General features: G+C 60.2%; 23 protein-coding genes and 2 pseudogenes. 10 read left to right on the top strand and 15 right to left on the bottom strand.

Annotated elements, in window-relative coordinates:
- A complete protein-coding gene (locus OH764_RS36395; protein WP_498849139.1) occupies positions 1-732 on the top strand; it encodes an IS6 family transposase in 732 nt (243 codons plus the stop codon).
- Positions 733-1,072: 340 nt separating this feature from the next.
- On the opposite strand, the gene OH764_RS36390 is transcribed toward OH764_RS36395, so the two are convergent.
- The 3 genes from OH764_RS36390 to OH764_RS36380 all read right to left on the bottom strand — a co-directional run bounded on the left by OH764_RS36390 (position 1,073) and on the right by OH764_RS36380 (position 5,144).
- Positions 1,073-1,609: a hypothetical protein gene (locus OH764_RS36390; RefSeq protein ID WP_498852033.1), complete on the bottom strand. Its 537-nt coding sequence runs from the start codon at positions 1,607-1,609 to the stop codon at positions 1,073-1,075.
- A gap of 626 nt (positions 1,610-2,235) precedes the next feature.
- The gene (locus OH764_RS36385; protein ID WP_498851806.1) at positions 2,236-3,615 is read right to left on the bottom strand and encodes a hypothetical protein; all 1,380 of its coding nucleotides are present in this window, start codon (positions 3,613-3,615) and stop codon (positions 2,236-2,238) included.
- Positions 3,616-4,523: 908 nt separating this feature from the next.
- Complete coding sequence (locus OH764_RS36380; protein WP_498851805.1) at positions 4,524-5,144, bottom strand: SEL1-like repeat protein; 621 nt, start codon at positions 5,142-5,144, stop codon at positions 4,524-4,526.
- A gap of 413 nt (positions 5,145-5,557) precedes the next feature.
- Between OH764_RS36380 and OH764_RS36375 the strand changes: the two genes are divergently transcribed.
- A complete protein-coding gene (locus OH764_RS36375) occupies positions 5,558-5,911 on the top strand; it encodes a hypothetical protein (protein WP_498851804.1) in 354 nt (117 codons plus the stop codon).
- A gap of 723 nt (positions 5,912-6,634) precedes the next feature.
- Here OH764_RS36375 and OH764_RS36370 read toward each other — a convergent pair.
- The 5 genes from OH764_RS36370 to OH764_RS36350 all read right to left on the bottom strand — a co-directional run bounded on the left by OH764_RS36370 (position 6,635) and on the right by OH764_RS36350 (position 10,998).
- The gene (locus OH764_RS36370) at positions 6,635-7,456 is read right to left on the bottom strand and encodes an IclR family transcriptional regulator (protein ID WP_498851803.1); all 822 of its coding nucleotides are present in this window, start codon (positions 7,454-7,456) and stop codon (positions 6,635-6,637) included.
- A gap of 107 nt (positions 7,457-7,563) precedes the next feature.
- Positions 7,564-8,292, bottom strand: coding sequence for an SDR family NAD(P)-dependent oxidoreductase (locus OH764_RS36365; protein ID WP_498851802.1), 729 nt, complete (start codon positions 8,290-8,292; stop codon positions 7,564-7,566).
- Between the two features lie 47 nt (positions 8,293-8,339).
- Positions 8,340-9,641 (bottom strand): MFS transporter, encoded by a 1,302-nt coding sequence (locus OH764_RS36360; RefSeq protein WP_498851801.1) that lies wholly within the window; start codon positions 9,639-9,641, stop codon positions 8,340-8,342.
- A 65-nt stretch (positions 9,642-9,706) separates the two neighbouring features.
- A complete protein-coding gene (locus OH764_RS36355; RefSeq protein WP_498851800.1) occupies positions 9,707-10,456 on the bottom strand; it encodes an SDR family NAD(P)-dependent oxidoreductase in 750 nt (249 codons plus the stop codon).
- Positions 10,453-10,998: a 2,4'-dihydroxyacetophenone dioxygenase family protein gene (locus OH764_RS36350; protein ID WP_498851799.1), complete on the bottom strand. Its 546-nt coding sequence runs from the start codon at positions 10,996-10,998 to the stop codon at positions 10,453-10,455. The genes OH764_RS36355 and OH764_RS36350 overlap by 4 nt, the downstream gene beginning before the upstream one ends.
- A 238-nt stretch (positions 10,999-11,236) precedes the next feature.
- Here OH764_RS36350 and OH764_RS36345 point away from each other — a divergent pair, with 238 nt between their 5' ends.
- Both OH764_RS36345 and OH764_RS36340 read left to right on the top strand, forming a co-directional pair.
- A complete protein-coding gene (locus OH764_RS36345) occupies positions 11,237-11,956 on the top strand; it encodes an IS6 family transposase (protein ID WP_498851798.1) in 720 nt (239 codons plus the stop codon).
- A 77-nt stretch (positions 11,957-12,033) separates the two neighbouring features.
- A complete protein-coding gene (locus OH764_RS36340) occupies positions 12,034-12,561 on the top strand; it encodes a hemerythrin domain-containing protein (protein WP_498851797.1) in 528 nt (175 codons plus the stop codon).
- 127 nt (positions 12,562-12,688) lie between these two features.
- Here the strand turns inward: OH764_RS36340 and OH764_RS36335 are convergent.
- A pseudogene (locus OH764_RS36335) lies at positions 12,689-13,171 on the bottom strand (hypothetical protein); the annotation flags it as partial.
- 378 nt (positions 13,172-13,549) lie between these two features.
- On the opposite strand from OH764_RS36335, the gene OH764_RS36330 reads away from it, so the two are divergent.
- Entirely contained in the window at positions 13,550-13,783 is a 234-nt protein-coding gene (locus tag OH764_RS36330; protein ID WP_498851796.1) for a type II toxin-antitoxin system Phd/YefM family antitoxin, read from the top strand.
- Positions 13,783-14,160: a type II toxin-antitoxin system VapC family toxin gene (locus OH764_RS36325; protein ID WP_498851795.1), complete on the top strand. Its 378-nt coding sequence runs from the start codon at positions 13,783-13,785 to the stop codon at positions 14,158-14,160. Before OH764_RS36330 ends, OH764_RS36325 begins: the two co-directional genes overlap by 1 nt.
- Before the next feature lie 144 nt (positions 14,161-14,304).
- Here OH764_RS36325 and OH764_RS36320 read toward each other — a convergent pair whose 3' ends face one another.
- The 3 genes and pseudogenes from OH764_RS36320 to OH764_RS36310 all read right to left on the bottom strand — a co-directional run bounded on the left by OH764_RS36320 (position 14,305) and on the right by OH764_RS36310 (position 18,170).
- Positions 14,305-15,948, bottom strand: a complete 1,644-nt coding sequence (locus tag OH764_RS36320) for an acyl-CoA synthetase (protein WP_498851794.1) — start codon at positions 15,946-15,948, stop codon at positions 14,305-14,307.
- Positions 15,949-16,210: 262 nt separating this feature from the next.
- Positions 16,211-16,408, bottom strand: a pseudogene (locus OH764_RS36315) (HU family DNA-binding protein); the annotation flags it as partial.
- A 358-nt stretch (positions 16,409-16,766) separates the two neighbouring features.
- Positions 16,767-18,170 carry an ISNCY family transposase gene (locus tag OH764_RS36310; RefSeq protein ID WP_498852032.1) on the bottom strand — a complete coding sequence of 468 codons (1,404 nt, stop codon included), beginning with the start codon at positions 18,168-18,170 and terminating at the stop codon, positions 16,767-16,769.
- Between the two features lie 160 nt (positions 18,171-18,330).
- Here OH764_RS36310 and OH764_RS36305 point away from each other — a divergent pair.
- A protein-coding gene (locus OH764_RS36305) for an IS3 family transposase (RefSeq protein WP_498848630.1) occupies positions 18,331-19,514 on the top strand; the annotation gives its coding sequence in 2 pieces (ribosomal slippage) (positions 18,331-18,595 and positions 18,595-19,514; 1,185 coding nt in all).
- A 318-nt stretch (positions 19,515-19,832) separates the two neighbouring features.
- On the top strand, positions 19,833-20,024 hold the full coding sequence (locus tag OH764_RS36300; RefSeq protein ID WP_498851793.1) for an RWP-RK domain-containing protein: 192 nt from the start codon (positions 19,833-19,835) through the stop codon (positions 20,022-20,024).
- A gap of 41 nt (positions 20,025-20,065) precedes the next feature.
- On the opposite strand, the gene OH764_RS36295 is transcribed toward OH764_RS36300, so the two are convergent.
- The 3 genes from OH764_RS36295 to OH764_RS36285 form a co-directional block, all read right to left on the bottom strand.
- Positions 20,066-20,785, bottom strand: coding sequence for an IS6 family transposase (locus OH764_RS36295; protein ID WP_498852031.1), 720 nt, complete (start codon positions 20,783-20,785; stop codon positions 20,066-20,068).
- Positions 20,786-20,882: 97 nt separating this feature from the next.
- Positions 20,883-21,206: a CcdB family protein gene (locus OH764_RS36290; RefSeq protein ID WP_498851792.1), complete on the bottom strand. Its 324-nt coding sequence runs from the start codon at positions 21,204-21,206 to the stop codon at positions 20,883-20,885.
- Positions 21,206-21,493 carry a type II toxin-antitoxin system CcdA family antitoxin gene (locus OH764_RS36285; RefSeq protein ID WP_481355004.1) on the bottom strand — a complete coding sequence of 96 codons (288 nt, stop codon included), beginning with the start codon at positions 21,491-21,493 and terminating at the stop codon, positions 21,206-21,208. Before OH764_RS36285 ends, OH764_RS36290 begins: the two co-directional genes overlap by 1 nt.
- Before the next feature lie 319 nt (positions 21,494-21,812).
- Here OH764_RS36285 and OH764_RS36280 point away from each other — a divergent pair, with 319 nt between their 5' ends.
- Both OH764_RS36280 and ltrA read left to right on the top strand, forming a co-directional pair.
- Positions 21,813-23,240: an ISNCY family transposase gene (locus OH764_RS36280; protein WP_498848699.1), complete on the top strand. Its 1,428-nt coding sequence runs from the start codon at positions 21,813-21,815 to the stop codon at positions 23,238-23,240.
- Positions 23,241-24,164: 924 nt separating this feature from the next.
- The gene (gene ltrA / locus OH764_RS36275) at positions 24,165-25,664 is read left to right on the top strand and encodes a group II intron reverse transcriptase/maturase (RefSeq protein ID WP_498852030.1); all 1,500 of its coding nucleotides are present in this window, start codon (positions 24,165-24,167) and stop codon (positions 25,662-25,664) included.
- Positions 25,665-25,720: the final 56 nt, after the last annotated feature.

Genomic DNA, 25,720 nt, shown 5'->3' with positions numbered 1-25,720 from the left:
ATGAAGAAAACGAAATCGCTTTATCACGGTCACCGCTTCCCTGCAGTCGTCATCAGTTGCGCGGTTCGCTGGTATTTCCGGTTCAACCTGAGCCTTCGCGACATCGAGGAATTGTTGCTCGAGCGTGGTGTCGTGGTCACATACGAAACGGTCCGTTGCTGGTGTGACAAGTTCGGCGCTCGATTCGCCTGTTGTGCCAAAGCGGCGCGGCGCAAGCCGGGCAGTACATGGCATCTGGACGAAATGTTCGTCACACTGCGCGGCGAGCCGTATCTTTTGTGGCGAGCGGTCGACGAGCATGGTGTCGAACTCGACGTGCTGGTGCAAAAGCGGCGCGACAAGGCTGCGGCAAAGCGCTTCTTCCGGCGGGTGCTGCGTTCAAACCCGCTGCCGCGCAAGATCGTTACCGACCAGCTGCGCAGCTATCCCGCAGCAAAGGCCGACATTCCCGAGCTCGCTCATATTAAGCACGTCTTCGTCAAAGCGGCTGCACGCGTAAATAACCGTGCTGAGAACAGCCACCAGCCGACCCGCAGGCGCGAACGACAGATGTGCGGCTTTCGCGATGCGCGTCGCACGCAGGCGTTCCTCTCATGCTTCGGCCCAATCCGGCAGCACTTCGCGTTGCCCAGACATCAGATGAACGCGGCATGTCATCGTGCCGTACTCCAGGAACGCTTCGCCACATGGCATGGATGGACTGTTACTGCCGCAGTCGAGTGCGTTATCTGATAAGGATAACTATGCTTTAGCTGCTCAGGTAGTCTACGCCCGACAAGTTGACAGAGCCCTCGCGAATATTCTGCGATGCGCACGTAGTGGATGAGTGCCCGAAAGCCGAAGGGGCGGCCGTCAAGGTGAACGGCCTGCGCGCGGTCAAGCCAGCGGTACAACTGCCGGCGATTGAAGTGTGTCGACTTTTCGATGGCTCTGATCGGTTCGCCAGCGATATAGCGCAATATGGCCTGACGACGTGCCTCGAATTTGCGGCAGACTGGTTCGTCGAGTTCGGTATGGGCGACAGTAGGCCATGCGTTGACATCGATCGCCTGCAACTCCGGCTTGCGGCGACTCATGATGTTGCCTCCAACGCTGTGAAGGAGGTGAGCAGCGACAGCGGTTGCGTCCGAAGTGCCGACGCGCTGACGCGACCTGTGTGGAGCAGGCTGAACAGCGCAGCGCGAACAATCACCGGGTCGCTGGGCAGGAACTCGCGCTCGATATCGAGCAGTCGCCGTGGCGCCTCCACGAATTGCATGATGGCTGGCGGTAACGTTGCCGGCACGAGGCACCGGTTCGCAACAAGGTAGGGGAGGATGCGCTGCCAGTTGTCCGTCCATGCACGCGCCGCGGCGAGATCGGCCGATCCAACAAGCCGGACCTCTGCGGTGCAAGCGTCAAGTACGGCGCATGACCCGTCTGCATTGGATCCAAGAAGCAGTTCGCTTAGTACAACAAACTCCTCGCGATCAACGTAGCGCACCCAGAAATCGGCGAGGTGACGGTCTTCGTTGATCAGCACATAGCCCGGTCGCTCGCAGAAGGTGATCACCTTCGGATTCGCCTCGAGTAGTAACCATTGTTCAAGCAACGCACGACGGTAGAACATCACGCGGCGCGCGAGTTTGGGGCTGAAGGCTTCAAATCGATGTGCTGAGGTCAGCCTCCTAAGGATTTATGCCGATTCGAAGGGACATAAAAGTGTCAACTCGTGCGCGTTCTGGCCCGCGGCTACTGGCGAGGGCCGGTGACAGATTCGGCAAACGAGTGGGTGCTCCCTGAAGATGCTGTTCCCGTTTTTGAGGGCCTGCTGGCTTTGCACGATGCGCAGCTCGCCACCGTTTCCCCGCACAAAATAATCAGCGCAGAGCGCCGCCTCAGTCAATTCCTCGCCGGCACTACTAGTTCGCCTGTTCCAGACGTAGATCCAACCTCATAATAGCCTTTGGCGGCGGCACCAAGAGATTGTAGGTATAAAGTCAGGATAACGGATCGTTAATGGTCATCTTCATCCCGGAGTGCGTTCGAGGAGAGGGCCCAAAGTTCCGACCTGGCGTGCGGACCCTGCAGATAGAAAACAGGGTCCGGTCGACAAGCTACGGCAATTTCCCGACCATTGAGCTACGGTGCACCGTAGCTCAGGAAGAGGGCGATCAGTCGCGCGCACCGTTGCCGGGCTAGGCCGATGTGCTTCCTGCGTCATTGCAGATCAGCTCATGGCACGCTACTACCGCCTCATAACAGGACTGCCTGCTGCAAAAGCTCCAGCGCCTTGAGCTCGTCCAGTCGGCCCGTGCGTGCCTTGCCTGCCAGCGTCTTAAGCAATGCCTCCGCGATCGGCGCAATGCCGTGAAGATGGTCCAGGCTCGTCACGGACGGGGATAGCGACTCGCGCGATTGCGGAGGTGTTGCGGGGGCCGCGAACGACTCAGCGGTTGCCGCCGTGGCTGCCGCCGGTTCACCAACACTTGCGTCAGATTTGCGACCGGCAGGCTCGTCGGGAGCATCGGCGGCGTGATGCGGCTGCCTGACGACGATCGTTCCTTTCTCTGAGGCACCTGCCGAACCGGTCGCGGGGTCTTTCGCACCGGTCCGAATGTCCGCCCGCGAGCGCCTCGCGTTCGCCGTCGCATCGGCGGGCTGCGTCGATGCGCGGTCTTCCGTTGCGGCCGCGAGTGGCTCCTTCTGTTCAACGGATGCACGGCCGCGCGCGGCGGGCGCGAGCAAACGCGACACCGACTCGGGGATGTTGGCTTCCGAATGCGGCGTGTCCAGCCAGCCAGCTGGCAAACCAAGCCGTTCGGTGAAACGGTCTGCTTCAACACTGTCGAGCCGTTTTTTACCGTACAGCCGGTGGGCCATGTTGGATCCGCTCATTTCCATGACCACACCGAGTCTTGCTTTCGATCCATTACGGGCCGTCAAGACATGGAGGTTCGCGCGCCGAATTTTCTCTACGTCACCGCTGTCGTCTAACGCGAGTGGTCGCTGTTGGTTTCCCCCGACAGATTTCTGGGGTTTCGAAGGCGAACCTTTTCGCGGCGCACGTGGGGCAGGCGGTGCGGCCATCTGGCTTCGACTGTTTCTGACGGCCCTGGGCGAGCCGCCCGTCGCTTTTTTCGGCATCTGCGCTTCCCCCGACAAACTGTCTTCAGGATATGGTTGCTGGCCGCCGTGAACGGCGGAAGGCGGCATGGGTGTTTCCGACACTGCTTCCGGTTCATCGTCGGCCAGGACGAAATCGAGCGGTGATTTCAGGCGGGCGATGGTTTCGGGCGCAAGCGCAGGATTGGGCTGGTCAAAGAAGCCGTGAGGCAAACCAAGCGTGGTTTCCATGTGAAAGGCGGTCTCGGGCGTGAACCTTTCACCCTTCGTCAGCTCGGCCACTCGCGCCATGTTCGATCCCAGTCCCAGCGCGATATTCTCCGCGCCTACCGTATCCACCAGAAACTGGAACGATCGCGTCTTGAAAATGGAGGCAGTCTGGGCAGAGTCCCGGGCAGGTGCATTGACGTACGGCGGTCTCGGCCGCTTCGGCTGGGACTGTTTGACGTGACGAGGTTGGCGCTGGCCGATGTCCCGAGATCCCGCATATCGTCCGCGGGTTTGACTCATATAGTAGGGCTCCATGCGATCACTGGTGTGCTGAGTGCGATTATAGATGACGAGATGCTGGCATTGGATGCGGAACGACGCGATAGCGCGAAAACACACGGGAGGAATCCGGCCATAGTGTGGTACTGGTTAACGTCCGCGCTCTCCGGTCGCGATCTGGTGTTGCGGGCCTGTAAAGCAATGCATAGTCAGCCTTTTGCCGGTCACACGAAATCGTCAGATATCAGGCAGGCGATGGAAGATTGATGCGCCGGCTCTCTCATGTTCAACGCAAAGCGCGGCTGGCGGTTGATGCGTCGGTGGTTAGCGAACGGGGGCTGGCTGGTCAGTCAGCCCCTCGAAAGTCCGGGCCGAACGTCTGCAGGCCGCAATGATTCGTGCTACCAGGCATTTCTTGCGAACGTGCCATCAGTGATGCACGAAATCTGCCGATCTCCGAAGCACCAGGGCAGCGCATACACCACCTTGCCGATTCGCATCGCCGGTATTGATCAATCGGGAAAGCCTGCTCGCCGGTCGGCGCAGTTATTTTCTCACTTTGCATTTCGCGAGGACCTGCATTCAGACAATGCGCGTCCTCGTATCACGAAGAACGGAGGGTTTCTGTGCTGCAATGTCGCCGCTAGCCATTGATGACAGCGTCCATCGAGTGGTGGATGTCGCCGATGCCTGACGCAAGTCCCAAGGGAAGAGGTCGCGGATAGTGGCACTTGGTGACACTGCCTGTGTCATCACGAATGCGCCCGACAGAGCGTGAGGTGCTGACTAACTATGGATCTGACCGCTTCGATTCGGGGGACTGACACACGCGGCACCATTTTGCCCTGCCGGCGTATCTGCGGCCAGCTCAACGCGGCTTCACCTCTTAACCTCGTCCTCCGTCTCGTCCGGCGGGCGGTAGGGCACCTTCACCGTAGCGCTGCCAGACGGCGTTGGCAACGCATGTCACCACCGCCGCGGCGATAGCTCTGTATTGCCTTCGTGCGGTCCTGGGTAACGCTTTTCTCTTCGGCTCCCCACGCGCCCTCCCAGAAAAGCCCGAGATTGTATGCTGAGGCCTTGTGGCCCAGTGTGATGGCCTGCTCGTAGAGCGTGAGCGCGCGGCTCGTATCGGCCGGCATGCCCCGCCCAAGGCGTGCGCTATCGGCCAGCGCTGCAGCGGCCATGCCGCGAAGATGGCCGTCCGCGGTCTCATCCTTCATCACGTCTTCGAAGATCGCATTACCTCTCTCAAGGTCCGCCTCGCCTCCGGTTGGTGTGACGAGAGAAATGGCCATTGCCATCCGCCAGGCGGGATGCCGGTTAGCACCAATGCGCTCAAGCAGCCAGCGGCCGACATGCGGCGCGTGATTGAGCGTGCTGGTGAGAAGAGCATTGGCGATCGCGGCGAGCGACTCGGGCGACAGGAACCCGGTCTTGTTGGCCGCGATGACGTGACGGGAAAACTTCTCGACATCCAGAGCAGGGTCAGCGAGGCGCAACTGATGCCATTCACGCTCGATCGTTCCTACCCAGCTTTGCATTTGCATGGTGAGCAACACGTTGGTGAGGAATGCACCTGATTCTAGCTCACCTTTTGTGAAATGCAACTTTCGGGAACTTGTGCGTCCCGTTCGCATGCGTTCGCCAGATAGAGGGTTGCCACCGTTTCCCCGTCTCAGTCAGATGACGATTGTGAGCGCAGCTTCAATGTTTCTGCTGAGATCCAGCGCGGCGGTGAGTCGTGCACAGAGTGACGAAGCGTAGGCACGCACTGGCGCCTCCTGCAACATCAGGGCGGGGCGCAGACCGTAGTGGATGATCAGGCATGGATGGCGACGGTATTCATATCGCGACTTGTGGCAAGATCCGAACCGGATGGCACAGACGGGTTCGCGAGCCCATAGGCAAGTGTGTTTGCCAGCCTGCTTCGCACGACGTTGGAGAAAGAGAGTGTCCTACGATGGCTGATGCATTTGAACTCGTTGCGCTGGCGTTGCCCGGCGACCTCGCCCCCGAGTTACTACCCGCCATCGTCCGCCAGTTCGTCGCGGATTGCTGGCCCGGTATGAGCCGCAGCCAGTTGATCGCCCGCGCCCGGCGCCTTGCGTTGCGGCCGTCGCTGCGCGCCTGTCGCCCGAGTGTGCCGGGAGACATCGGACATTTTGCGCTCACACTTATGGCGGGCACGCAGACGGTCTCCCTGATCGCGCATTTACGCCGCGTCGCACAGCGGCGCGCATCCGCACGCAGTCGCAAGGCGGTCACAGCCTCGCGACCCCCCGCGCGCGATCCGCGTCAGACGTCGCTGTTCTAAAAGGGCCCCGAACTCGACGAACTTCATCGAATTCGGTGCCACGCAGGTGCGCGAGTTCACGAGCACGATCGAGGCAATGACGCAAAAAAGTCTACGGCGGGCTTCTGCACGATGCCGCGCCACGGTCGCGTGCCCGCTGGCGACGAGGCACGTCGACGATCCAGACTGATGACGCGGTCCGCAAGTCATCAAGAGCCACTTGATTGCCAGAATTCGCCCTTGGTCGGGAGGATCGCCTTGGCTCCGCACTCCCCATGAGGATGACCGCTGTTCAAGCTTCGTCCGATCTTTCACGAAAAGAGGCTCTTTTGCCCGTCTGTTTGTGTAACGGCGGGTTTCAGCATAGGCGTATTCTTTTACACGTCACGAAGCAACAGGCGTGATCGGGGTAGCGAGGAGAAGAGCGCGGCCCCGCGGCCCCGCGGCTTCGATATGGCCGCGGGGAATGCGTCGACTATTCGCCCAGCCACGAACCGAGCAACCTCGATGATGTACGGTAGCGGACAGTTCCATGCTTCATCCGTTACGCGTGTATTCAGCGAACGGGTGACCGCCTTAACCGGCACGCCGGAGCGGCCGCTCGATCGCGCGGGTTTGCGCGAAAAATTCATGCTGCTGACGCGCGATTATCCGGAAGCCGCGATGAGCGCGTTATTCGACCTTTTGCAGAATATCGAGCAGGGGACGGATCTGGCCGGTTGCGGGTGTGAAAGCCGGTTCCGTTTAGCGGCCGCTCGTCGGGCCGAGGCGTGCGGCGATGGCGCGGCACGCGGCCAGCAATGGCTCAATGTAACGGGTTTGCGGGTCGTTCTGCAGCCGAAAGGTCGGCATGCTGATGCTGATGCAACCCACGGTGCGCCCGTCGGTGCCCCGGATCGCCGCGCCATAGCAGGAGATCGCGATTTCGTTCTCTTCGCGATCTTCGGCATAGCCTCGTTGAGCGGTGAGCGCTAGTTCTGCGCGAACTGCGTCCAGATCGGTGAGCGTGTGTTCGGTGAAGCGTCGCAGAGGCGCGTCTTTCAGCAGCGCCTCGCGTTCGCTCGCCCCGAGCGTGGAGAGATAGGCCTTGCCGACCGAACTGGACGTGAGCGAGACACGCGTACCGATGCGAGATGCCATGCGGACCGCGTGCGGGCTTTCGAGCTTTTCGATGTACACCATTTCGCCCTGACTCGGCACCGCGAGATGGATCGTTTCCGACGTCACGTCACGCAGTTCCATCAATGCGTCGACTGCGGCGAGGCGCAAATCCGAGCGCTCCCAACTGCGGCTCGCGAGATTGACGAGGCGCGGCCCGAGATTGAAGACCGTGCCGTTGCCCGCCGCGACGATCATCCCTTCCGCCTGCAACGCCGCCACGATGCGATGAACCGTAGGACGCGGATAGCCGCTCGCCGCGCTCAGTTTGGCGACGTTGAGCGGTGTCTCGGCGTCGGCCACCAGTTGCAGAACGGCGATGAATTTGGAGAATGCAGCGGCGCCGGTGACGGTTTTCGCGTCGGCGGCGTTTGTGTCGGCAGGCAGCTTCGAATCGGATGTGGACATCGGTTTGGCATTGGGCACAATGAAGCAATTATGCCTCTTATTGCGGGCCGGGTCGGTACTGCGTTGCCTCGAAACGTCCGGCTCAGACGCGCTTCACGAAAAAATCGTCACGCCACCAGATAGCCGCCGTCCACCGGCACGATCGCACCGGTCATGAACGACGCAGCCGGCGTGCACAGAAACGCCGCGACTTGTGCGACTTCGTCAGGTGTTCCCCAGCGGCGCATGGGCGTGCGCTCCAGAATCGCCTGCGAGCGATTATCGTCATCCTGAAGCGCCTGTGTCAGCGGCGTGGCGATCCAGCCGGGCGCAATCGCGTTCACGCGAATGCCGTCGGCTGCATAAGCAATCGCAAGCGATTTGGTGAGTTGGGCCACGGCGCCTTTGCTCGCGCTGTACGCGGGCACTAGGCCGCCGCCGAAAAAGCTCAGCATCGACGCGGTATTAACGATGCAACCTGAGGACGCTTTGAGCAAGTGGCGCGCAGCCGAGCACACTCGCATCGTGCCGTGCAGGTTGATGTCCATCACGCGTTCGAACACGTCGATACGGTGTTCCTCGATACGGCTGATGACGCCCGCGCAATTGACCACGATATCGAGCCGGGAAAACGCGCTCATTGCCGCGTTGATGTCGTCGGTCGAGCGTACGTCAAGCGTCATGCGCCGAACGTCGTCGCGCAGCGTATCGGGCGCGCCCTCCGGCAGCGGCAGGCCGGCGGCGACCGTCTTCGCGCCGAGTTGCGCGAGCCCGCTTGCGATCGCCGCCCCGATGCCGGACAGGCCACCGGTCACGAACGCGGTTTTACCTTCGAGCAGATTGGTCTGGAATGTCATGTGAGTTGGCGTCGAGCGCCCAGATAGGTTGACTTGAATAGATTGGCTCAGATGGGTATCGATTCGGCCGCGTCGGATAGCGGTGCGGCCGACACTTCCTTGACCACGAACAGGTAGACGAACGCGGCGGCGAACGCCACGCCCGCGCTGATGAGCAGGGCGTTCACGAACGAGTGCGTCTGGTCGACCACGATGCCGGTGATCACCGGCGCGAACGAGCCGCCCAGATAGCCGCCGAAGTTCTGCAGGCTGCCGAGCGAAGCGACGAGATGGCGCGGTGCCGCCACGCTGACGAGCGCCCATGCACTACCGCTCGCCAGATTGACGAAGAGCATGGCGAGCGACACGTAGACGATTGCGAGCGTCGTGCTCGGCGTGTACGCGGCGGGCACGGTGAAGGCTGCTGCGCCAATCAGGCCGATACATACCGGCCATTTGCGGCTTATTATCGGTGCCATGCCGCGCTTGAGCAGATAATCTGCGATATAACCGCTGCCCGCCATGCCGATGGTGCCAAAGATATAAGGGATCGTAACGAGCCAGCCGGTGTGCGCAATGCTCAGATGACGCTCCTTCTCGAGATAGCCGGGCAGCCACGTGAGATAGAGCCATACCATATAGATCACGCCCATGAAGCCGAAAATCATGCCCCAGGTATTGCGCAGTTTGAAGAGCGCGCCCCACTCGGCGAAACTCAAACCCTTGGGACGCTCCACGAGCTGCGAGCCTTCGTTCAGGTGGGCCGTTTCGGCTTCGGTGAGGACCACTTCGTCGCGGTTGCGATAGAACATGTACCAGCCGAGCGAGACCAGTACACCTAGCACGCCCATGATCACGAACATCGTTCGCCATCCGAAGGAAAGCATCAGTACGGTCAGAAGCGGAGGCGCCAGCATCGGCGCAATCGTGGAAGACGAGATGAACGTGCCGGTAGGACCGCCTCGCTCGCGTACGGCAAACCATTCGTTCACCACTTTCGCGCCGGCCGGGAAAAGCGGCGCCTCGGCTACGCCCAGCACGATCCGCGCAGCGAGGAAATGGTTGATCGTCTGAATGAAGCCGCCCGCAACCTGCGCGAGCGACCAGACCAGCATGCCGAGCCCCAGCATCACGCGCGATCCGAAGCGGTCGAGCAACGCGCCCACGGGCAACTGCGCGAACGCATACGCCAGTGAAAACGCCGACAGCAGAAGTCCCATCTGCGCGGCCGACAGGTGAAGCTCCTCACTGACCAGGTGATTGGCGATGGAAAGCGTGCTGCGGTCGAGATAATTGACGACGCCCGCCACCGTCAGGAAGACGACGGCGACTATCTGTATACGTTTGAGGCGTTGTGATTTTTCAAGCATGTGTGTCTCCTGACCCGGCGGCTGTGTAGTGTCGGGACTATCTGGAATGTCGTTGATTCTGGGAATCAGTAGGTGGCGCGTCCGCCGGACAGATCGAAGATCGCGCCCGTGCTGAACGAACAAGAGTCCGAGCAGAGCCACACGGCGAGTTCGGCGACTTCCCGTGTCGTGCCGAGCCGCGCCATGGGGCTTTTCTCTAGCATGATCTGCACGTGACCCGCCGACATCTGCGCGAGCAACGGCGTCTCCACGGCGGCCGGCGCGATGCCGTTGACGAGAATGCCGGTCTGCGCCAGTTCCTTGCCGAGCGATTTCGTCATCGCGATCACGCCGGCTTTCGCCGCGCTGTAAGCGGACGCGTTCGGCGTGCCTTCCTTACCCGCGAGCGACGCAATATTGACGATGCGCCCGGCGTTCGCGCGCCGCATCGACGGTACGACGATGCGGCTCACGTGATAGGTGCCGAGCAGATTGACTTCGATCACCCGCTGCCATTCGAGCGGATCGTATTCGTCGAGTGGCTTCGTCGAACCGGCGAAGCCCGCGTTGTTCACCAGATAGTCGATGCGGCCGAACTCCGCGAGCGTGGCGTCGAGTGCTGCCTGAATTGACTCCGGCTGGGTGACGTCGACGCCGAAATGGCGCGGCGCGTGGGGCGTGTCGGCATCACCCGGGACCCGATCCCAGTTGGCCGTGACGGCGCCGTTCTGCGCAAACGCGTCGCAAACGGCGCGGCCGATGCCGCTCGCCGCACCCGTCACGACAACCACACGCCCGGCAAAGTCGTAACGGGCGAAAACGGGACGCGCGCTCATCGGATGAACTGGTCCACGTAGTCTTCGCCGAGGCCGACTGACGCATAGTGCTTGCGGCACATGTCGATCTTGGTGAACACGTCTTCGTAACCGGTGTAGTTCCCGTACGGATCGCAATAGAACATCACGCCGTTGACCTGGAAGTAGGTGATCATTTCTTCGACGTCTTCCGGTACGTACAGGGTGTGGGTTTCGCCCGGCGGTTCGTAGACATAGCTGCCTTCGGTAGCGGTCCATTCGTGCTCGAGGTACTTCCAGCGGCCTTTCAGCACCATGCCGTGCACACCCTGCGGATGGCGGTGACGGCTCAGCACGCCCGACTTGCGCACGCGCAACAGGTTCATCCAGTAGCCCTGCGATGCGTTAAGGCACAGCGGGCGAAACGATACGTTTTCGGCTTGCGGCACCCAGACGCGTTCGTCCGCCGGGATCGCGAACGGCACGACGACTTCCTTTTGCGCTTCTTTCGGGAAGGGCAATTGGTAGGGCGTCATCGGAGAAAAAGTGGCTTCGGTCACGGGGGCTCCTGTTTGTATGTCCATATTATGGATATGTAGTCCACGATATGGTTATTATCGGCAGGGCATTGACCGGGGTCAATCCTGGGGTAATCACTTAAGCGTCTCCTGAGGACGGGCGCGGGCGCAGCCTCGCCGAACGAAAAAAGGCCCGGCATGGAACGTGGGTTTCATGCCGGCCTTCGCGGGGTACTCACGCGGGTTGTGGTGCAATTCCGGCGCGTCGGCCTGTTACTCTTGAGCTTTTGACGACCACGAGCCAATGAGCAAGCTGAAAGACCTCGAATGGTTGTTCAACGGGCGTCATTTCGACCGCGAAGTCATCGTCCTGTGCGTGCGTTGGTATCTGCGCTACAAGCTCAGCCTGCGCGGTCTGGTGGAGATGATGGCCGAACGGGGATTATCGCTGGCTCACACGACGATCCTGCGCTGGGTGAGACGTTATACGCCCGAGTTCGTCAAACGCTGGAACCGCTTTGCTACGCCAGCTGGTCGCTCGTGGCGCGTCGACGAGACCTACCTGAAGATTCGCGGCAAATGGGTGTACCTGTACCGGGCGGTGGATCGGGCTGGCCAGACGGTGGACTTCATGCTCAGGGCCGGGCGCGACGTGGCCGCGGCCAAAGCCTTTTTCAGCAAGGCTATCAGGCATCAGGGCCGGTCGCCGGAGACCATCACGCTCGACGGCTATGCAGCCTCGCACCGCGCGGTGCGCGAGATGAAGGCCGATGGTCTGCTGCCCGAAGACACGAAGGTCCGGTCCTCAAAATATCTGAACAACGTGATCGAACAGGACCATCGTCGCATCAAATCCAGAACCAACGTGATGCTTGGATTCAAGCGGTTCAGGAGCGCCGCGACCACAATTTCGGGTATCGAATTGACGCATCGCATTCGCAAGGGCCAGTTCGATCTCACGGAGCTCGGCCTCAAGAAGGCTACCGCGCCCGCCGTATGGAATGCAGTCCTGTCCGCTCGATAAGGTATCCTTCCGATAGGAAACGTCTCAACCCGCTTTCCTATTTGCACCAGAACCTTTCACAGTAGGAGGTTTGTGTAATGGATATCACCCAGTTGATCCTCGATGATCACCAGGAACAACGAAGGTTGTTCGGCATCCTCGAACAGATAGATCGCGCCGACACAGCCGCGCTGACCGCAGTTTGGGCTCGATTGGCAAGTTTCCTCGAGGTCCACGCAAGAGCCGAGGAAGTCGTCTTTTATCCTGCATTGCTGCACATCGGTGAAGGCGAGGGCGGGAAATCGAGCCCCGAGGACGAGACTGTCGACGCAATCGAAGATCATAACGAGATTCGAAACGCCGTGGCCGCTGTCGCCGAGCACCTCGTAGGCACCGACGCCTGGTATCAAGCTGTCACGGCAGCGAACGAAGCGAACAGCGATCACATGGCAGAGGAGGAAAGAGAAGGCATGACAGATTTCCGTCGCCATGCCGAACTGCAACTGCGCCACGACTTGGCGGTGCAGTTCGCGTACTTCGAAGCCTCTCACGTAACTGGGGTTCATGCGAGTAACGAAGAACCAGCGGGCTACGTTGAGAGTGTGCTCAGCAACGATGCGGGTTAAAGCTTGTCAGCGACGCGCTATTAAGCATAGATGGTCCGTCTCGATTTTGCATCTAAACCGCACGGCAGACCAACTGTCGCGGCTATTGATAATCGCCTGCGTGCGATTTGGTGCCTTTGTGCAAACATCAATCGGCGGAAACCGTGCTTGCACGGTCCCTGACGTAGAACAACGCTGAACTTGTCGCTATCCGGTTTGCCGAGCCGGCTGATGGCATCGTCGACGTAGACCAGCGGCGTGCATTGCGGCGCCCGGTCCTCCCACCACGGATGCTCGCTGCCATCGATCTGCGCCGGTCATCGCGCTGTGCCTAAATCGCCTGGGCGACCTGCAGCGCATGACCGAGGCGCTTGTGCTCGACCACCGCGCCCTGGTCGATCTCCGCGAGCTTGTCGTACTGGACACAGCGCAACACGACCCCGTCGGCGCGGATCTCGAGGCGTCCGTCCGGATACTCCCATACGTCGATATAGCGGTGAATCAGCTCGCGGTTGGCCGGCGTATCGTCAAGCAGCCAGATCACGCGATCGTTCAGCAGTGTCACTGAATCCGAGACCTTGCGCAGGACCCGCCAGGTCAGGATCGCGTCGAGATCCTCGTCGGCGCGCAGTTTCATTACTGTCCTTGTCCAACGAGCACGCGATAACGGAGACATTTCAGTGGTTCCCTGCGAAGCACGCATCTGCAACCTCAGCCGGCGACAGGCCGCCGTGGAAGTAGCCTCGGAGACGTTTTATGATCGTCGCATCAGGGTGAAACGGCGGCCGCACAAGATTCGCTGCGACGGCTGCATCGTACCAGGCACACGTCCACGCCTCCAGCTCCCGAGCGCATTCGAGCGGTAGCGGTTCCGACTGACCAAGCATTTTTTGAACTCCACTCATTCCTGGACTTGCCAGGTGTTAGATCAACCCGCAGATGCCTCAATCGGGCCGATTGCATTTCCGGATTAGCTAGACTAAACTAAGTCTATATCGATGGAGGTACCATGCAAACCGTAAATATTCATGAGGCAAAATCCCAGCTTTCGCGCCTCATTGAGGCTGTTGTCAGTGGCGAAGAGGTTGTTATCGCGAAGGCTGGAACGCCGTTGGTGCGCCTCGTATCGGTCGAGAAGAAGCCCAAACTTCGCTTCGGTCTGATGAAGGGGAAGATCAAGATCGCTGACGACTTCAACGCGCCTTTGCCCGACGACATTTTGGCGACATTTGAGGGTCGGTAATGCGCCTGTTGATCGATACGCACATCTTCCTGTGGGCCATGAGCGGCGACAAACAACTCACGAAGAAGGCCGAGGCCATCATGTTGAGCGCAGAAACCGTTTTCGTCAGCGCCGCGAGCATTTGGGAAATCTCGATCAAGTCAGGAATCGGGAAGCTGGACGCAGACGTGAACGAGCTAGTGGCCCGCATGGAAGAAGCGGGCTTTCGCGAACTGCCCGTGACAGCGGCGCACGCTGCGGCAGTTCGGGATCTGCCCGATATTCACCGAGATCCGTTTGACCGGTTACTGGTTGCTCAGGCTATGACTGAGCCATTGCGGCTGCTAACTGACGATGACACCGTGGGGAAGTACTCCGATCTTGTAATCACGATCTAAATTCTTTTTGCAACGCGTGTCTCAGGTTGATAGAGCGTCGTCGTGGTCATTGCCGTCGCGCCAGCCTCGGGCAATGCACGACGCCTCTTACGCCGTATGCGTCGTGTTCGGTTTGCACCGGTTCGCTTATAAACAGCTTCGCCATCAGACATCGATTGCTGAGATCGACCCCGCGCGCTTGCGCAGTTCGAACTTCTGTATTTTGCCGGTCGATGTCTTGGGCAGTTCACAGAACTCGATCGCGCGCGGCACTTTAAAGCCCGCGAGATGCTTCTTGCAATGCGCGATCAGTTCTTCCGCGCTCACTTGCGCGCCCGCCTTCAATTCGACGAAAGCGCAGGGCGTCTCGCCCCAGCGCGCATCCGGCTTCGCGACGACGGCTACCGCCATCACAGCCGGATGCCGATACAGCACGTCCTCCACCTCGATGCTCGAAATGTTTTCGCCGCCCGAGATGATGATGTCCTTGCTGCGATCCTTGATGCGCACATAACCATCCGGATACGCGACGGCCAGATCGCCCGTATGGAACCAGCCGCCGTGAAACGCCTCTTCGGTGGCCTTCGCGTTCTTCAGATACCCCTTCATCGCGATGTTGCCGCGAAACATGATCTCGCCGATCGTCTCGCCGTCGCGGGGAACGGGCTGCATGGTCAGCGGATCGAGCACGCTGACTGCATCCTGCAAGTGATAGCGCACGCCCTGACGGGCATTGAGCCGCGCCCGCTCGCCGATATCGAGCGCGCTCCATTCCGCCTGTTGGGCGCAGACGGCAGCCGGTCCATAGACTTCGGTGAGTCCGTACACATGCGTGAGTTCGAAGCCGAGCCGCTCCATGCCCTCGATCATCGCGGCAGGGGGCGCCGCGCCCGCGACCATCACATGCACTTTCTGATCGATGCCGGTCTTCATCTCGTCGGGTGCGTTGACGAGCAGGTTCTGCACGATCGGCGCGCCGCAATAATGCGTGACGCCTTCGCTGCGAATCAGATCGAAGATCGCCTTCGCGTCAACCCTGCGCAGGCACACGTTCACGCCCGCGCGCGCCGCGACGGTCCACGGAAAGCACCAGCCGTTGCAGTGGAACATCGGCAATGTCCACAGATACACGGCATGCTTCGGCATGTCCCATTCCAGGATATTGCTGACCGCATTCGTATAAGCGCCGCGATGGTGATAGACGACGCCCTTCGGATTGCCCGTCGTGCCCGACGTGTAGTTCAGGCAGATCGCGTTCCATTCGTCCGATGGCGGCGACCATTCGTATCCGGGATCGCCGGTCGCGAGCAGCGCCTCGTATTCAATCTCGCCGATGCGCTCGCCGTCGTCGGTGTACTGCGGATCGTCGATATCGATGACAAGCACTTGCTGTGGCACGTTCGCGAGCGCCTTTTGCATGACGTCGGCGAACTCCCGATCGACGAGCACCGCTTTCGCTTCGCCATGCGTGAGCATGAAGGCGAGCGTGGCGGCGTCGAGCCGCGTGTTGAGCGTGTTGAGCACCGCGCCTGTCATGGGCACGCCGAAATGTGCTTCTACCATTTCAGGCGTGTTCGGCAGCATGGCCGCGACCGTGTCGCCTGCACCGATGCCGCGCGCCGCGAGCGCGGACGCAAGACGCCGCGTGCGCGCGTAGGTTTGCGCCCAGTTGCGCCGGACGTCGCCATGCACGATGGCGGGACGCTGCGGATACACGGAAGCCGCGCGCTCGATGAAGTTGAGCGGCGTCAGCGCCGCAAAGTTGGCGGCAGTCTTGGGAAAGCCATCGTCGTACATGCCGGCTGTCATGGTGGTCGTCTCCTGTGCGCAAATGATGCGCTTTCGTCGATTATGGCTGCGCGCGTTACGCACGACTGACGCCCGCGTCTCTTTTGTCGATGCTTCAGGGAAGCTCGTCGAGCTTCGCCTCGAAGCCGCGCTTCACGCCCGGACGTTTCATCTTCTCGCGCGAGGCAATCGGCAGATTGGCGAAGCGATGCTTGCCTGCGCCGCAACCGAGGTTGCCTAGCTTGTTGCTTTGCAGAGTTGCGAGCTGTTGTAGATGAGCCGCACCGGTTGCCGGGTTACGGCCGACCCGCGCCGCCCGTGCGCCCGTCGAAAACGACCCGAACCCGACTAGTTCCACCGAGTCGCCTTTGGTGACCGTCGTCCTGATGATGTCGAGCAGTGTATCGAGGGTTCGGGCGGCCGAAGCCCTGCTGGTGCCTGCCTTTGCGGCGACGGCGTCGACGAGTTCCTGCTTGTTCATAGCATGTCCTATTGTGACGTGGCGAGGATTCCCACCGTAACCGATCCACCGACCTCCGCGCAATCCGCACAGTTTCGCCGCGGCATCGTCCGAGGACCCGCATGCTGGATGGTCAGCCGATGCGAATCCTGACGAATTTTCCATGCACGAAGGCCGCGGCAGCAACTAGACATATCGGAGTCACAATGGCGCCTTTTTGCGCCGACCGCTGCGTCGCAGGTGCATCGCCGCTTCGCCCCAGTTTGCATTTAAGCAACTCGCGATGTTGTTGTCTGTCATGTCGAGGCCAGATTGAAATGTCCGCTTTCCGGCTAGATAGAAATGTCCGGTTTCAGCGTGGTGTTGGTCCTGTTTCCTTTTATGGTTCTGGTTTGGGGCGGCGCAGCCGCCCCCCGTCCCCCGTTTCTTTGGCGCTTATTCCGAGAATGGCCTGGTTCAGGTCAGCAACCTCGATCGCACGCTGTTTCTTCAGCCCAAGCAGTGCTTTCTTCGCCCGGACTGCTTCGCCACAGTGCGTGCGCGACGGTGAGCCGGCCGCGCGTCGATCGTCACGTATCGCCTGTATCGAGCGGGCCACGGCAAGCGCATGCGAGAGGCGCTTGTTGTCGATCTCGGCGCCCTGGTCGATCCTGGCAATGCGGTCGTATTCCGTGTACGGCAACGCGTTGCCGTCAGCCTGAATCTCGATCCCTCCGTCGGGATACTCGACGACCTCCACGTACTGGTGGATCAGGCTGCGGTTGGCTACCGTGTCCTGCAGCAGATACATCACCCGGTCATACTGCACCGTCAGCGCATTCGTGACCTTGCGCGGCACGCGATAGGCCAGAATCTGCCGCAGGTCCTCGTCATCGCGGACCGGCCGATGAGCGTTGTGATCGCTCGCGGCCGCCCTGGCAAAACGCCGGTTAAAGTCCGCGACGAAGGAGGGCGCATACGCATTGGCGGCCTCCCATGTGCTGATGCCGCGCAACCGCAGTTCCTTCACCAGCCGGTCCTGCAGCGTCTGGTTCGCGCGCTCCACGCGCCCCTTGGCCTGGCTCGAATTCGCGCAGAACGTCTCGATATTGAGTTCGTGCAGGGCACGCCCGAACTGCGTGACGCCTTTGCCCGCCGTCGCCGAGCGGTCCTTCACGTAGAACACGCTGGCCTTGTCACTGTAGAACGCGACAGGCTTGCCATGCGCCTTCAGATAATTGCCAAGCGCCTCGAAATAGCTGAAGGTCGATTCGGTGGCCGTAAAGTGCAGCGCCATCAGGCGCCCGGTTGCGTCGTCGATGAATACCAGCAGCGTGCACGCCGGCGCCCGCTGCTCGAACCAGCGATGATCGCTGCCGTCAATCTGGATCAGTTCGCCATAACACGCCCGACGGTTGCGCGGCTGGAAGACCTTTGGCGGCCGCTGCGCCCGTGGCACCCATAGTCCGGCGTCGTACATCCATTGCCGCACCGTTTCCTTCGCCAACCGGATGCCGTGACACTCGTCGAGCTTCTCGCGCGCCAGCGTCGGCCCGAAATCGGCATAGCGCTCCCGGACGATGGGGATTACCCGCGCCCGCAGGTTCATCGAAAACTGCCGGTTGCTCGGCTGGCCACGTCTGCCCGAAACCAGACCGGCAGCCCCGGAAGCCTCGAAGCGGCGCTTCAGACGCAACACCTGACGCTGACTCAGTCCCAGCTGGTCAGCTGCGCGCACGCCGCTCAGACGTCCTTCAACGACCGATTCGATAACCTTGATACGTCGTAGCTCGTTCATGCTCATCGTGACCAGTCCGGGTTCGTTCATCACGGGCTCCATCGTGCGCAGACACCCGCAGGATGCGACACGGGAAACCCCAAACCGGACATTTCTATCTAGCTGAGCTTGCCCCCGAAAAACGAATCCCTTGCTGAACAGGTAAACTCAAGCAAGGAGAAGAACGATGACAAGCAAGGCAAAGCGAGCACAGTACACGCTCGAGTTCAAGCTGGAAGCGGTACGGTTGGTGAAAGCCGGGCAAAGCATGGCAGCAGTGGCGGCGACACTGGGTGTGGTTGAACAGACACTGTACAACTGGGTGAAGGCTGACCGGGAAGGCAAGCTCGCGGGAGCAGGCACGAAGCCCGTGAGCCCGGAACAGATGGAGCTGGCGCGGCTGCGTGCGGAGGTAGCGCGCCTGAAGATGGAGCGAGATATATTAAAAAAGTGCGCAGCGTACTTCGCGAAGGAATCGATGTGAAGTACGCCTTCATCGAGCACAATCGACGCTACTGGCCAGTCTCGGTGCTATGCGAAGTGCTGGAAGTCAGTCCCAGCGGATATCATCAGCGCCGGCAACGCACCGCGCAGGACAAGCCGCACCGAAGCCGCGTAAGCAACGATGCACTGCTCGCGCAAGTCAAGGCAATTCACACGCAGGTTAAAGGCGAATACGGCTGGCCCCGCATGTGGAGGGAGTTGCTCACACAAGGCGTGCGCGTGGGTAAAGAACGGGTTCGCAAACTGATGGCGCAGCATGGCATTCGAGCTCGCCACAAGCGCAAGTACATCGCGACGACAAACTCTAACCACGATTTGCCGGTGGCGCCGAATCTGTTGGAGCGCAACTTCACCGCTAACGCACCGAACCAGGTCTGGACGACCGACATCACGTACCTGGCGACAGCCGAAGGCTGGGTCTACCTCGCGGTTATCATCGACCTGTTCAGCAGGCAGGTGGTGGGCTGGTCGATGCAGCCACACATGAAAGCTGAACTAGTCACGGACGCATTGCGAATGGCGTGGTTCCGGCGTCGCCCTGACGCCGGCGTAATCGTGCATAGCGACAGGGGCAGCCAATATTGCAGCGGCCTGTTTCAGGACACATTGAAGGCCTACGGCATGCGTTCGTCGATGAGCCGACGTGGAAATTGTTGGGATAATTCGCCGACGGAAAGTCTATGGGGTTCGCTGAAGGTAGCACGCATGCACGGACGACACTTCGCCACTCGGCGAGCAGTAATGGATGAGGTGATTGACTGGCTGGGCTTTTACAATGCGCGTCGGTTACATTCAACGCTCGATTACGTCAGCCCCATGACGTTCGAAAAGAACTGGTTCGCAGCTCAGCGAGGCGAAGCCGCATAATTCCCCCCAGCTATGGGATTCGTCAAACGAGGGCAAGGTCAAGCTCAAATAGAGGATCAACGCAAAGTTGACATGTAATTGTCCGCCCGCATGCCCCCATGCGACCGCAATCTAGGCCGATTTACCAAGAAGGTTTAGGTGGAAGATATTGACACGTTTGAGTTTCCTTTGAAGCCTATCCACCCAAAGGTCAATGTAATTGAGTCGAAGGAAAATACTCCACCTAATGCGCGATGAATTGAGCGCGCACATGCGCTGTGCGCCTGTTGATGAATGTGGCGCTAGACTGTCTTGTCTTCCTTGCTGAGGGAGGAATGCATGGGCAAGATCAAGGTCGTTCGTGGAGTCATTTATAAACGCGTATGGGATAGGCCTGCGCAGACGGTCGCGCGAGAGTTGGGGATATCCGGCGCCAGGCTGAAGAAGATCTGTAAGGAACTGGGCGTCCCGACACCGCCACGAGGTTACTGGGCAAAAATCGAGGCGGGAAAGACGGTTGTGTCGCGTTAAGGGCGATGAGACGACTAGGAGCTTGAGATGAAGAGGATTGCTTACATCACGAGAGAATAGAATTGTTCGGCTGCAGTCGATGTGGCGCCATCGTCACGCATCTGCCCCTTGCGGCTCATGTGCGCGATCTCTATGCCCGACAGGATGATGCGTGCACAGCGAAAATCCTTGAATCCCATCATCGGTTTGATGATGCGTTTGATGGCACGGTGATCCTGCTCGACGACGTTGTTCAGGTATTTGTTTTGCCGAACCTTGATCGGCGTTGAACGCTCGGCATTGAGCGCTTCAAGCGCAGCCAGATTCGCGCCGCTCTTGTCCACGGTAATCGTCTCGGGCTCGCCGTTCTGTTCAATTACCTTCTCGAAGTAGCGGCGAGCGGCGGCCTTATCACGATGGGCGCGCAGCAGGAAATCCACCGTATTGCCCGCCTTGTCTACGGCACGGTACAAATATTTCCATTGGCCTTTCACCTTGACGTAGGTCTCATCGACACGCCAGCTCTTGCCGACAGGCCGTTTGCGTTTGCGGAATGCTTTTTCAAACACCGGAAGCAGCTTGATAGCCCACCGGTGCCCGCTGGAATGATCCACATCGATGCCCCGCTCGGCCATCATTTCCTCAAGGTTGCGTAGGCTCAGTGAGTACGCCACGTACCACCGGACGCACAGCACGATCACGTCCAGCGGATAGTGCAGCCGCTTCAGTACCTTGCTAATGCCAGCGGGCAGCGTCTTGCGCGGCGTCTTCGTCTTTGCCATCATGCTTGTCATGCGTTGCGGTCGACGAATTTTACTTGACCGCCTTAATGCGACAAAACCTGTCGCTCAGCCGTCACTTTCTCGATGCGCATCGCGTTCAGTAAGCGCCGAATAGCCGATCAAGCGCGGCACTGATTCGGTCCTGTTCACCTTTGAGCGTACCGATCGCCGGGCCGAGTTCACTGGTCCGGACCGCGCCGAGCAATGGAGTTTCCAGCAAGAACGGCTCTCCGTCGATCTCGATGATGGGTGAGATATCCTGGGCAACCTTGCTCGTCGTGTAATTTCCTGCCACGCGCGTCAAAGGAACGACTACGCGTGATATGAGATCGCCGAGATGATCACTTTGCACGTCCAACAAGAAGGGTGACTTGATTCTGGATCTTGTCGAAGGGTTGTTGTAGAGGTCAAACCGCGCCATCAAAACGTCCGATATTCTTCCAAGGGCAAGCCGTCACGCTCGATACGTGCGTTCATTTCGGCGATGAAGTCCGCGTTCATTTCCGCCCAAGTACGAGCCTCGGCCGCCTGGACCTCTTCGCGCAAGCCACGCTCGCTTGCTCGCGACACGTTGACATCCAGGGCCTTTGCGCGCTCGAGCAGATCCGTGGGTAGCGAGACGTTGGTGGGTTTGCGCGTAACCTTCAATGGCGCCGGCGCTTTTGCGACTCGCGCCCGGTCAGGTTGCGCGATACGTGCATTTGTCATGTGCAACTCCGATGTGCATGAAACATGCGCATATTCTGCCACAACTTTCGACGCGAAGTAGGCCGGTTCGGACCGGTTTTTCATCCATTAACCCTACCGAGACTTCGGCTGCGGGGCCATCGGTATGCCATGGGGCGCGTGGCTCCCAGTAGAGGCGGTCGAAAGCCGCGTATTGCACCATGGAATTTGACATAACATAATTTATCAACGTCAGAGGTGTACGGGCTATATCCTAATGTCGGGTTCTGGCTATTTACAGATGTCGTGTTTCTGAACGCTGGCAAGCTGGCAGGCTGCTGCCACGTTGCGGGAGCCCGCCATGAAGCCGGACAGGACACTGGTGAGTCTGAGCATGCGCGAACTGGACAGGCTGAAGGTCATTCAGGCGATCGTTGAGACGGGCCTCAAGCCTGGTCGTGCCGCCGAACGACTGGGATTGACGGTACGTCAGGTCGAGCGGCTGGTGAACCGTTACCGGGAGCACGGCGCGTCGGGCGTGGCATCCGGGCGGCGTGGCCGCCCGGGCAACCGGAAGCTCGACGACGGGCTGGCCTTGCGCGCCCTGACGCTGATCCGCGAGCGCTATGCGGATTTTGGCCCGACGCTGGCGCGCGAGAAGCTCGATGAATGTCACGGTATCCGGCTGGCCAAGGAGACCGTCAGGCGGCTGATGACCGATGCCGGATTGTGGACGCCGCGTGCGCAGCGCCCGCCGAAGGTGTACCAGCCACGTGCACGCCGGGCCTGCCTGGGCGAACTGGTGCAGATCGATGGCAGCGATCACCGGTGGTTCGAGGACCGGGCGCCGGCCTGCACGCTGCTGGTGTATGTCGACGATGCGACCAGCCGGCTGATGACGCTGCACTTCACGGCGAGCGAATCGACCTTCAGCTACTTTGAAGCGACGCGTGCCTACCTCGAACGTTACGGCAAGCCGGTGGCGTTCTACAGCGACCGCGCAAGCGTGTTCCGCAGCACGTGCGCCGGCAAGACCGGGCACAGTGTGACGCACTTTGGCCGCGCGATGTACGAACTGAACATCGACACGTTCTGCGCGAACAGCAGCCCGGCCAAGGGCCGCGTCGAACGTGCGCACCTGACGCTGCAGGACCGGCTGGTCAAGGAGCTGCGCCTGCGCGGCATCAGCACGGTGATCGACGCCAACGCGTATGCGCCCGCCTTCATGGCGGCCTACAACGCGCGCTTCGCGAAGCCGCCCAGGAGCCCGTTCGATGCGCACCGGCCGCTGCGTGACGATGAAGATCTCGATCTGCTGATGACGTGGCGCGAGACGCGCCGCGTGTCGAAGGCGCTGACGGTGCTGTATGACCGGGTGCTGTACCTGCTGGAGGACACGCCGGCCAACCGCGGGCTCATTCACCGCTATATTGACGTATGGGAGTATCCGGACGGACGGATCGAGATCCGGGCCGATGACAAGGCGCTGGACTGCCGCCGCTACGACAAGCTCGCGGACGTCGATCAGGGCGCGGTGATCGAGCACAAGCGGCTGGCGCACACTCTGCAGGTCGCGCAGGCACTGCAGGCGCAGCGTGACAACCGGCGTATCTCGGGCTCGCCCTCACGCACCAACCGCGGCATCGAGGTCCGCAAGCCCGAACGTAAGCCCGGCACGAAGAAACAGCGCGAGTTCACGCAGGCCGATCTGGATCAGGCCATCGCGCAACTGGCGCAACCATCAAAGGCGCCCTCAACACCTGGCCAGCGGTCTGCCAGAGCGCGCTGAATGGTCTGACACGCCCTGCCCGTTCAACCTGTCTCCTTCGACACTGCGTGAGCTTCAATCCGTGAAAGGCAGACCCAAACCAAGGTCAGAAACCCGACATCTGTATTTAGCCAGCACCCCGACATTTGAATCTGGCTTTGACAAGAGGTGTGACGGCTATTTAGATGGAATGGTCGCCTCCCGCCTTAACGGTCCGCTCGACGTCGCAGTCTTGCAGCCCAAGCGTGTCACATTGCTGGTTCGGCAGTCCTGCCGTCAAGGAGAACCAGATGGAACCCACGACCATTGCCATCGACCTGGCCAAGCGCGTTTTCGTGCGACCTGCAAGTCGCTTGAGTTTCTGTTTCAAAGGAGAAGGTATGGCCTGATGAAACCGGCTGTTCCATCAGCCGTTCCCTACCCGGACATGCGGAGCCGGTAACAGCTCGGTGTGAAGCTCTGGGGACAACGTAGCCGCCGGACATCCGGTACGCCAAGCCGCGAGGCAAGGCGGAATCTGCCAGCACGAAGGCGGAGAGGAGCAAGGGATGAGTGGATACGACCAACGTATGTGAACTTCCGTTAAACGTCGTGAGCTTTAACAAGCCAAACGTGCTGACAGGCTTGAACCAAAACGGTACGCGGTGAGGAGTGGTCTTTGAATACTGGGCCACCATGGACAATAAGCCGCCGGCGAAGAGGAAGGGTCCGCCCCGCTCGGAAATTCATGCGGAACAGGGTAAGCCCATAGTGCTGCCGGCAACGGCAAGCGAACCGCAAGGAACGCTGTCGGCGCTGTGGGTAAAGGAATGCGGAAGAAGCGAACGCCCGGCTGTAATGGACGGGATACGGGCTGAAACATCGCTCGACGCGAAAGCGGGCAGACTTCCGTGCGGTCATTCATGGCGAGAGAACTTTGACCAATCGTTATACGAGGAAAGGCAGATGACGGCGATCGGCGCGGAAGCGCCCGAGGCTGGTGCGTCCTCGCGCACTGCGCAGATGTGGGATCAGGCGAACTGGTCGCACATTGAGGCCGATGTGAAACGACTTCAGGTGCGTATCGCCAAGGCAACCCGGGAAAGCCGATGGGGCAAGGTGCAAGCATTGCAACGTCTGCTGACCCGCTCGCATAGCGGCAAGATGCTGGCCGTGAAGCGAGTGACGGAGAATCGAGGTAAGAGAACGCCGGGGGTGGACGGCAAGATATGGTCATCCCCGGCGGCCAGATGGAACGGGATGATGTCGCTTCGACATCGCGGCTATCGCGCGATGCCGCTGAGACGTGTTTACATTCCCAAGAGTAACGGCAAGAAGCGTCCGCTGGGAATTCCCTGTATGCGGTGCCGTGCGATGCAGGCGTTATGGAAGCTCGCTCTGGAACCCGTGGCAGAGACTCTGGCGGACCCGAATTCTTATGGATTCCGGCCCGAACGCTCGACGGCCGACGCCATCGAACAGTGCTTTATCACTCTGGCGAAGCGCGCTTCGCCAGAGTGGATTCTGGAAGGTGACATCCGGGGCTGTTTCGACAACTTCAGTCACTCCTGGTTTCTGAAGCACATACCGATGGCTAAGGATGTCCTGCGCAGGTGGCTTCAGGCCGGATATATCGATGAGGGAACCCTGTTCGCGACTCTAGCGGGTACCCCGCAAGGGGGAATCATCTCGCCGGTGATCGCGAATATGGCGTTGGATGGACTTGAGGCCGCAGTTTATGCGAGCGTGGGATCATCGAAACTCGCGCGCAGCAAGGCCCAACTCAATGTCGTCCGCTATGCCGATGACTTTGTTGTGACCGGCGTATCGAAAGATGTGCTCGAACTCAAAGTGCTTCCGGCGATCAGGCAGTTTATGGCCGCCCGAGGTCTGGAACTCTCGGAAGAGAAGACCCGGATCACGAACATTGCGGAGGGTTTCGATTTCCTTGGCCAGAACGTGCGCAAGTACGACGGCAAGCTGCTGATCAAGCCGGCAAAGAAGAGCGTGAAGTCGCTCCTCGACAAGGTCAGGGAAATCATCAAAGGCAACGCGAGCGTTACGCAGGAGGCGTTGATCCAGAAACTGAACCCGGTTATCCGGGGATGGGCCATGTATCACCGTCACGTCGTGGCGAAAGCGAGCTTCTCATTGATAGACTCGCACATCTGGCAGCTGCTCTGGAAGTGGGCAAGGCGCCGACATCCCATGAAAGGAGCACGGTGGGTGAAGAACCGGTACTTCCGGGCAGATGCAGACCGGTCCTGGGACTTTGCTACGGAGGGCCCCGCTGATGGCAGCACCAGGGGGTTTCGGCTCTTCCGCGCAATGACGATCCCGATTACGAGACACGTCAAGGTCCGGGGACTGGCTAATCCATTTGATCAAGTTTGGACCACGTACTTCGCTCGCCGTCGAACTGCGAAACGTTCCGTCAAGTTGTTCGGTGCCACACCATGGTGCTGAAGAATGGCTTGAGCCGGATGCGGGGTGACCTGCACGTCCGGTTCTCAGGGGGCGGT

This window comes from Burkholderia sp. M6-3, assembly GCF_050858985.1.
Classification (GTDB): domain Bacteria; phylum Pseudomonadota; class Gammaproteobacteria; order Burkholderiales; family Burkholderiaceae; genus Paraburkholderia; species Paraburkholderia caledonica.
This window is presented reverse-complemented; position numbering and strand designations above follow the sequence as displayed.

Excerpts from the sequence above, each read along its gene's own strand:
- OH764_RS36395 (WP_498849139.1), top strand. The coding sequence starts at position 1 with ATGAAGAAAACGAAATCGCTTTATCACGGTCACCGCTTCCCTGCAGTC.
- OH764_RS36390 (WP_498852033.1), bottom strand. The coding sequence starts at position 1,609 with ATGTTCTACCGTCGTGCGTTGCTTGAACAATGGTTACTACTCGAGGCG.
- OH764_RS36385 (WP_498851806.1), bottom strand. The coding sequence starts at position 3,615 with ATGAGTCAAACCCGCGGACGATATGCGGGATCTCGGGACATCGGCCAG.
- OH764_RS36380 (WP_498851805.1), bottom strand. The coding sequence starts at position 5,144 with ATGCAAATGCAAAGCTGGGTAGGAACGATCGAGCGTGAATGGCATCAG.
- OH764_RS36375 (WP_498851804.1), top strand. The coding sequence starts at position 5,558 with ATGGCTGATGCATTTGAACTCGTTGCGCTGGCGTTGCCCGGCGACCTC.
- OH764_RS36370 (WP_498851803.1), bottom strand. The coding sequence starts at position 7,456 with ATGTCCACATCCGATTCGAAGCTGCCTGCCGACACAAACGCCGCCGAC.
- OH764_RS36365 (WP_498851802.1), bottom strand. The coding sequence starts at position 8,292 with ATGACATTCCAGACCAATCTGCTCGAAGGTAAAACCGCGTTCGTGACC.
- OH764_RS36360 (WP_498851801.1), bottom strand. The coding sequence starts at position 9,641 with ATGCTTGAAAAATCACAACGCCTCAAACGTATACAGATAGTCGCCGTC.
- OH764_RS36355 (WP_498851800.1), bottom strand. The coding sequence starts at position 10,456 with ATGAGCGCGCGTCCCGTTTTCGCCCGTTACGACTTTGCCGGGCGTGTG.
- OH764_RS36350 (WP_498851799.1), bottom strand. The coding sequence starts at position 10,998 with ATGGACATACAAACAGGAGCCCCCGTGACCGAAGCCACTTTTTCTCCG.
- OH764_RS36345 (WP_498851798.1), top strand. The coding sequence starts at position 11,237 with ATGAGCAAGCTGAAAGACCTCGAATGGTTGTTCAACGGGCGTCATTTC.
- OH764_RS36340 (WP_498851797.1), top strand. The coding sequence starts at position 12,034 with ATGGATATCACCCAGTTGATCCTCGATGATCACCAGGAACAACGAAGG.
- OH764_RS36330 (WP_498851796.1), top strand. The coding sequence starts at position 13,550 with ATGCAAACCGTAAATATTCATGAGGCAAAATCCCAGCTTTCGCGCCTC.
- OH764_RS36325 (WP_498851795.1), top strand. The coding sequence starts at position 13,783 with ATGCGCCTGTTGATCGATACGCACATCTTCCTGTGGGCCATGAGCGGC.
- OH764_RS36320 (WP_498851794.1), bottom strand. The coding sequence starts at position 15,948 with ATGACAGCCGGCATGTACGACGATGGCTTTCCCAAGACTGCCGCCAAC.
- OH764_RS36310 (WP_498852032.1), bottom strand. The coding sequence starts at position 18,170 with ATGAGCATGAACGAGCTACGACGTATCAAGGTTATCGAATCGGTCGTT.
- OH764_RS36300 (WP_498851793.1), top strand. The coding sequence starts at position 19,833 with ATGGGCAAGATCAAGGTCGTTCGTGGAGTCATTTATAAACGCGTATGG.
- OH764_RS36295 (WP_498852031.1), bottom strand. The coding sequence starts at position 20,785 with ATGGCAAAGACGAAGACGCCGCGCAAGACGCTGCCCGCTGGCATTAGC.
- OH764_RS36290 (WP_498851792.1), bottom strand. The coding sequence starts at position 21,206 with ATGGCGCGGTTTGACCTCTACAACAACCCTTCGACAAGATCCAGAATC.
- OH764_RS36285 (WP_481355004.1), bottom strand. The coding sequence starts at position 21,493 with ATGACAAATGCACGTATCGCGCAACCTGACCGGGCGCGAGTCGCAAAA.
- OH764_RS36280 (WP_498848699.1), top strand. The coding sequence starts at position 21,813 with ATGAAGCCGGACAGGACACTGGTGAGTCTGAGCATGCGCGAACTGGAC.
- ltrA (WP_498852030.1), top strand. The coding sequence starts at position 24,165 with ATGACGGCGATCGGCGCGGAAGCGCCCGAGGCTGGTGCGTCCTCGCGC.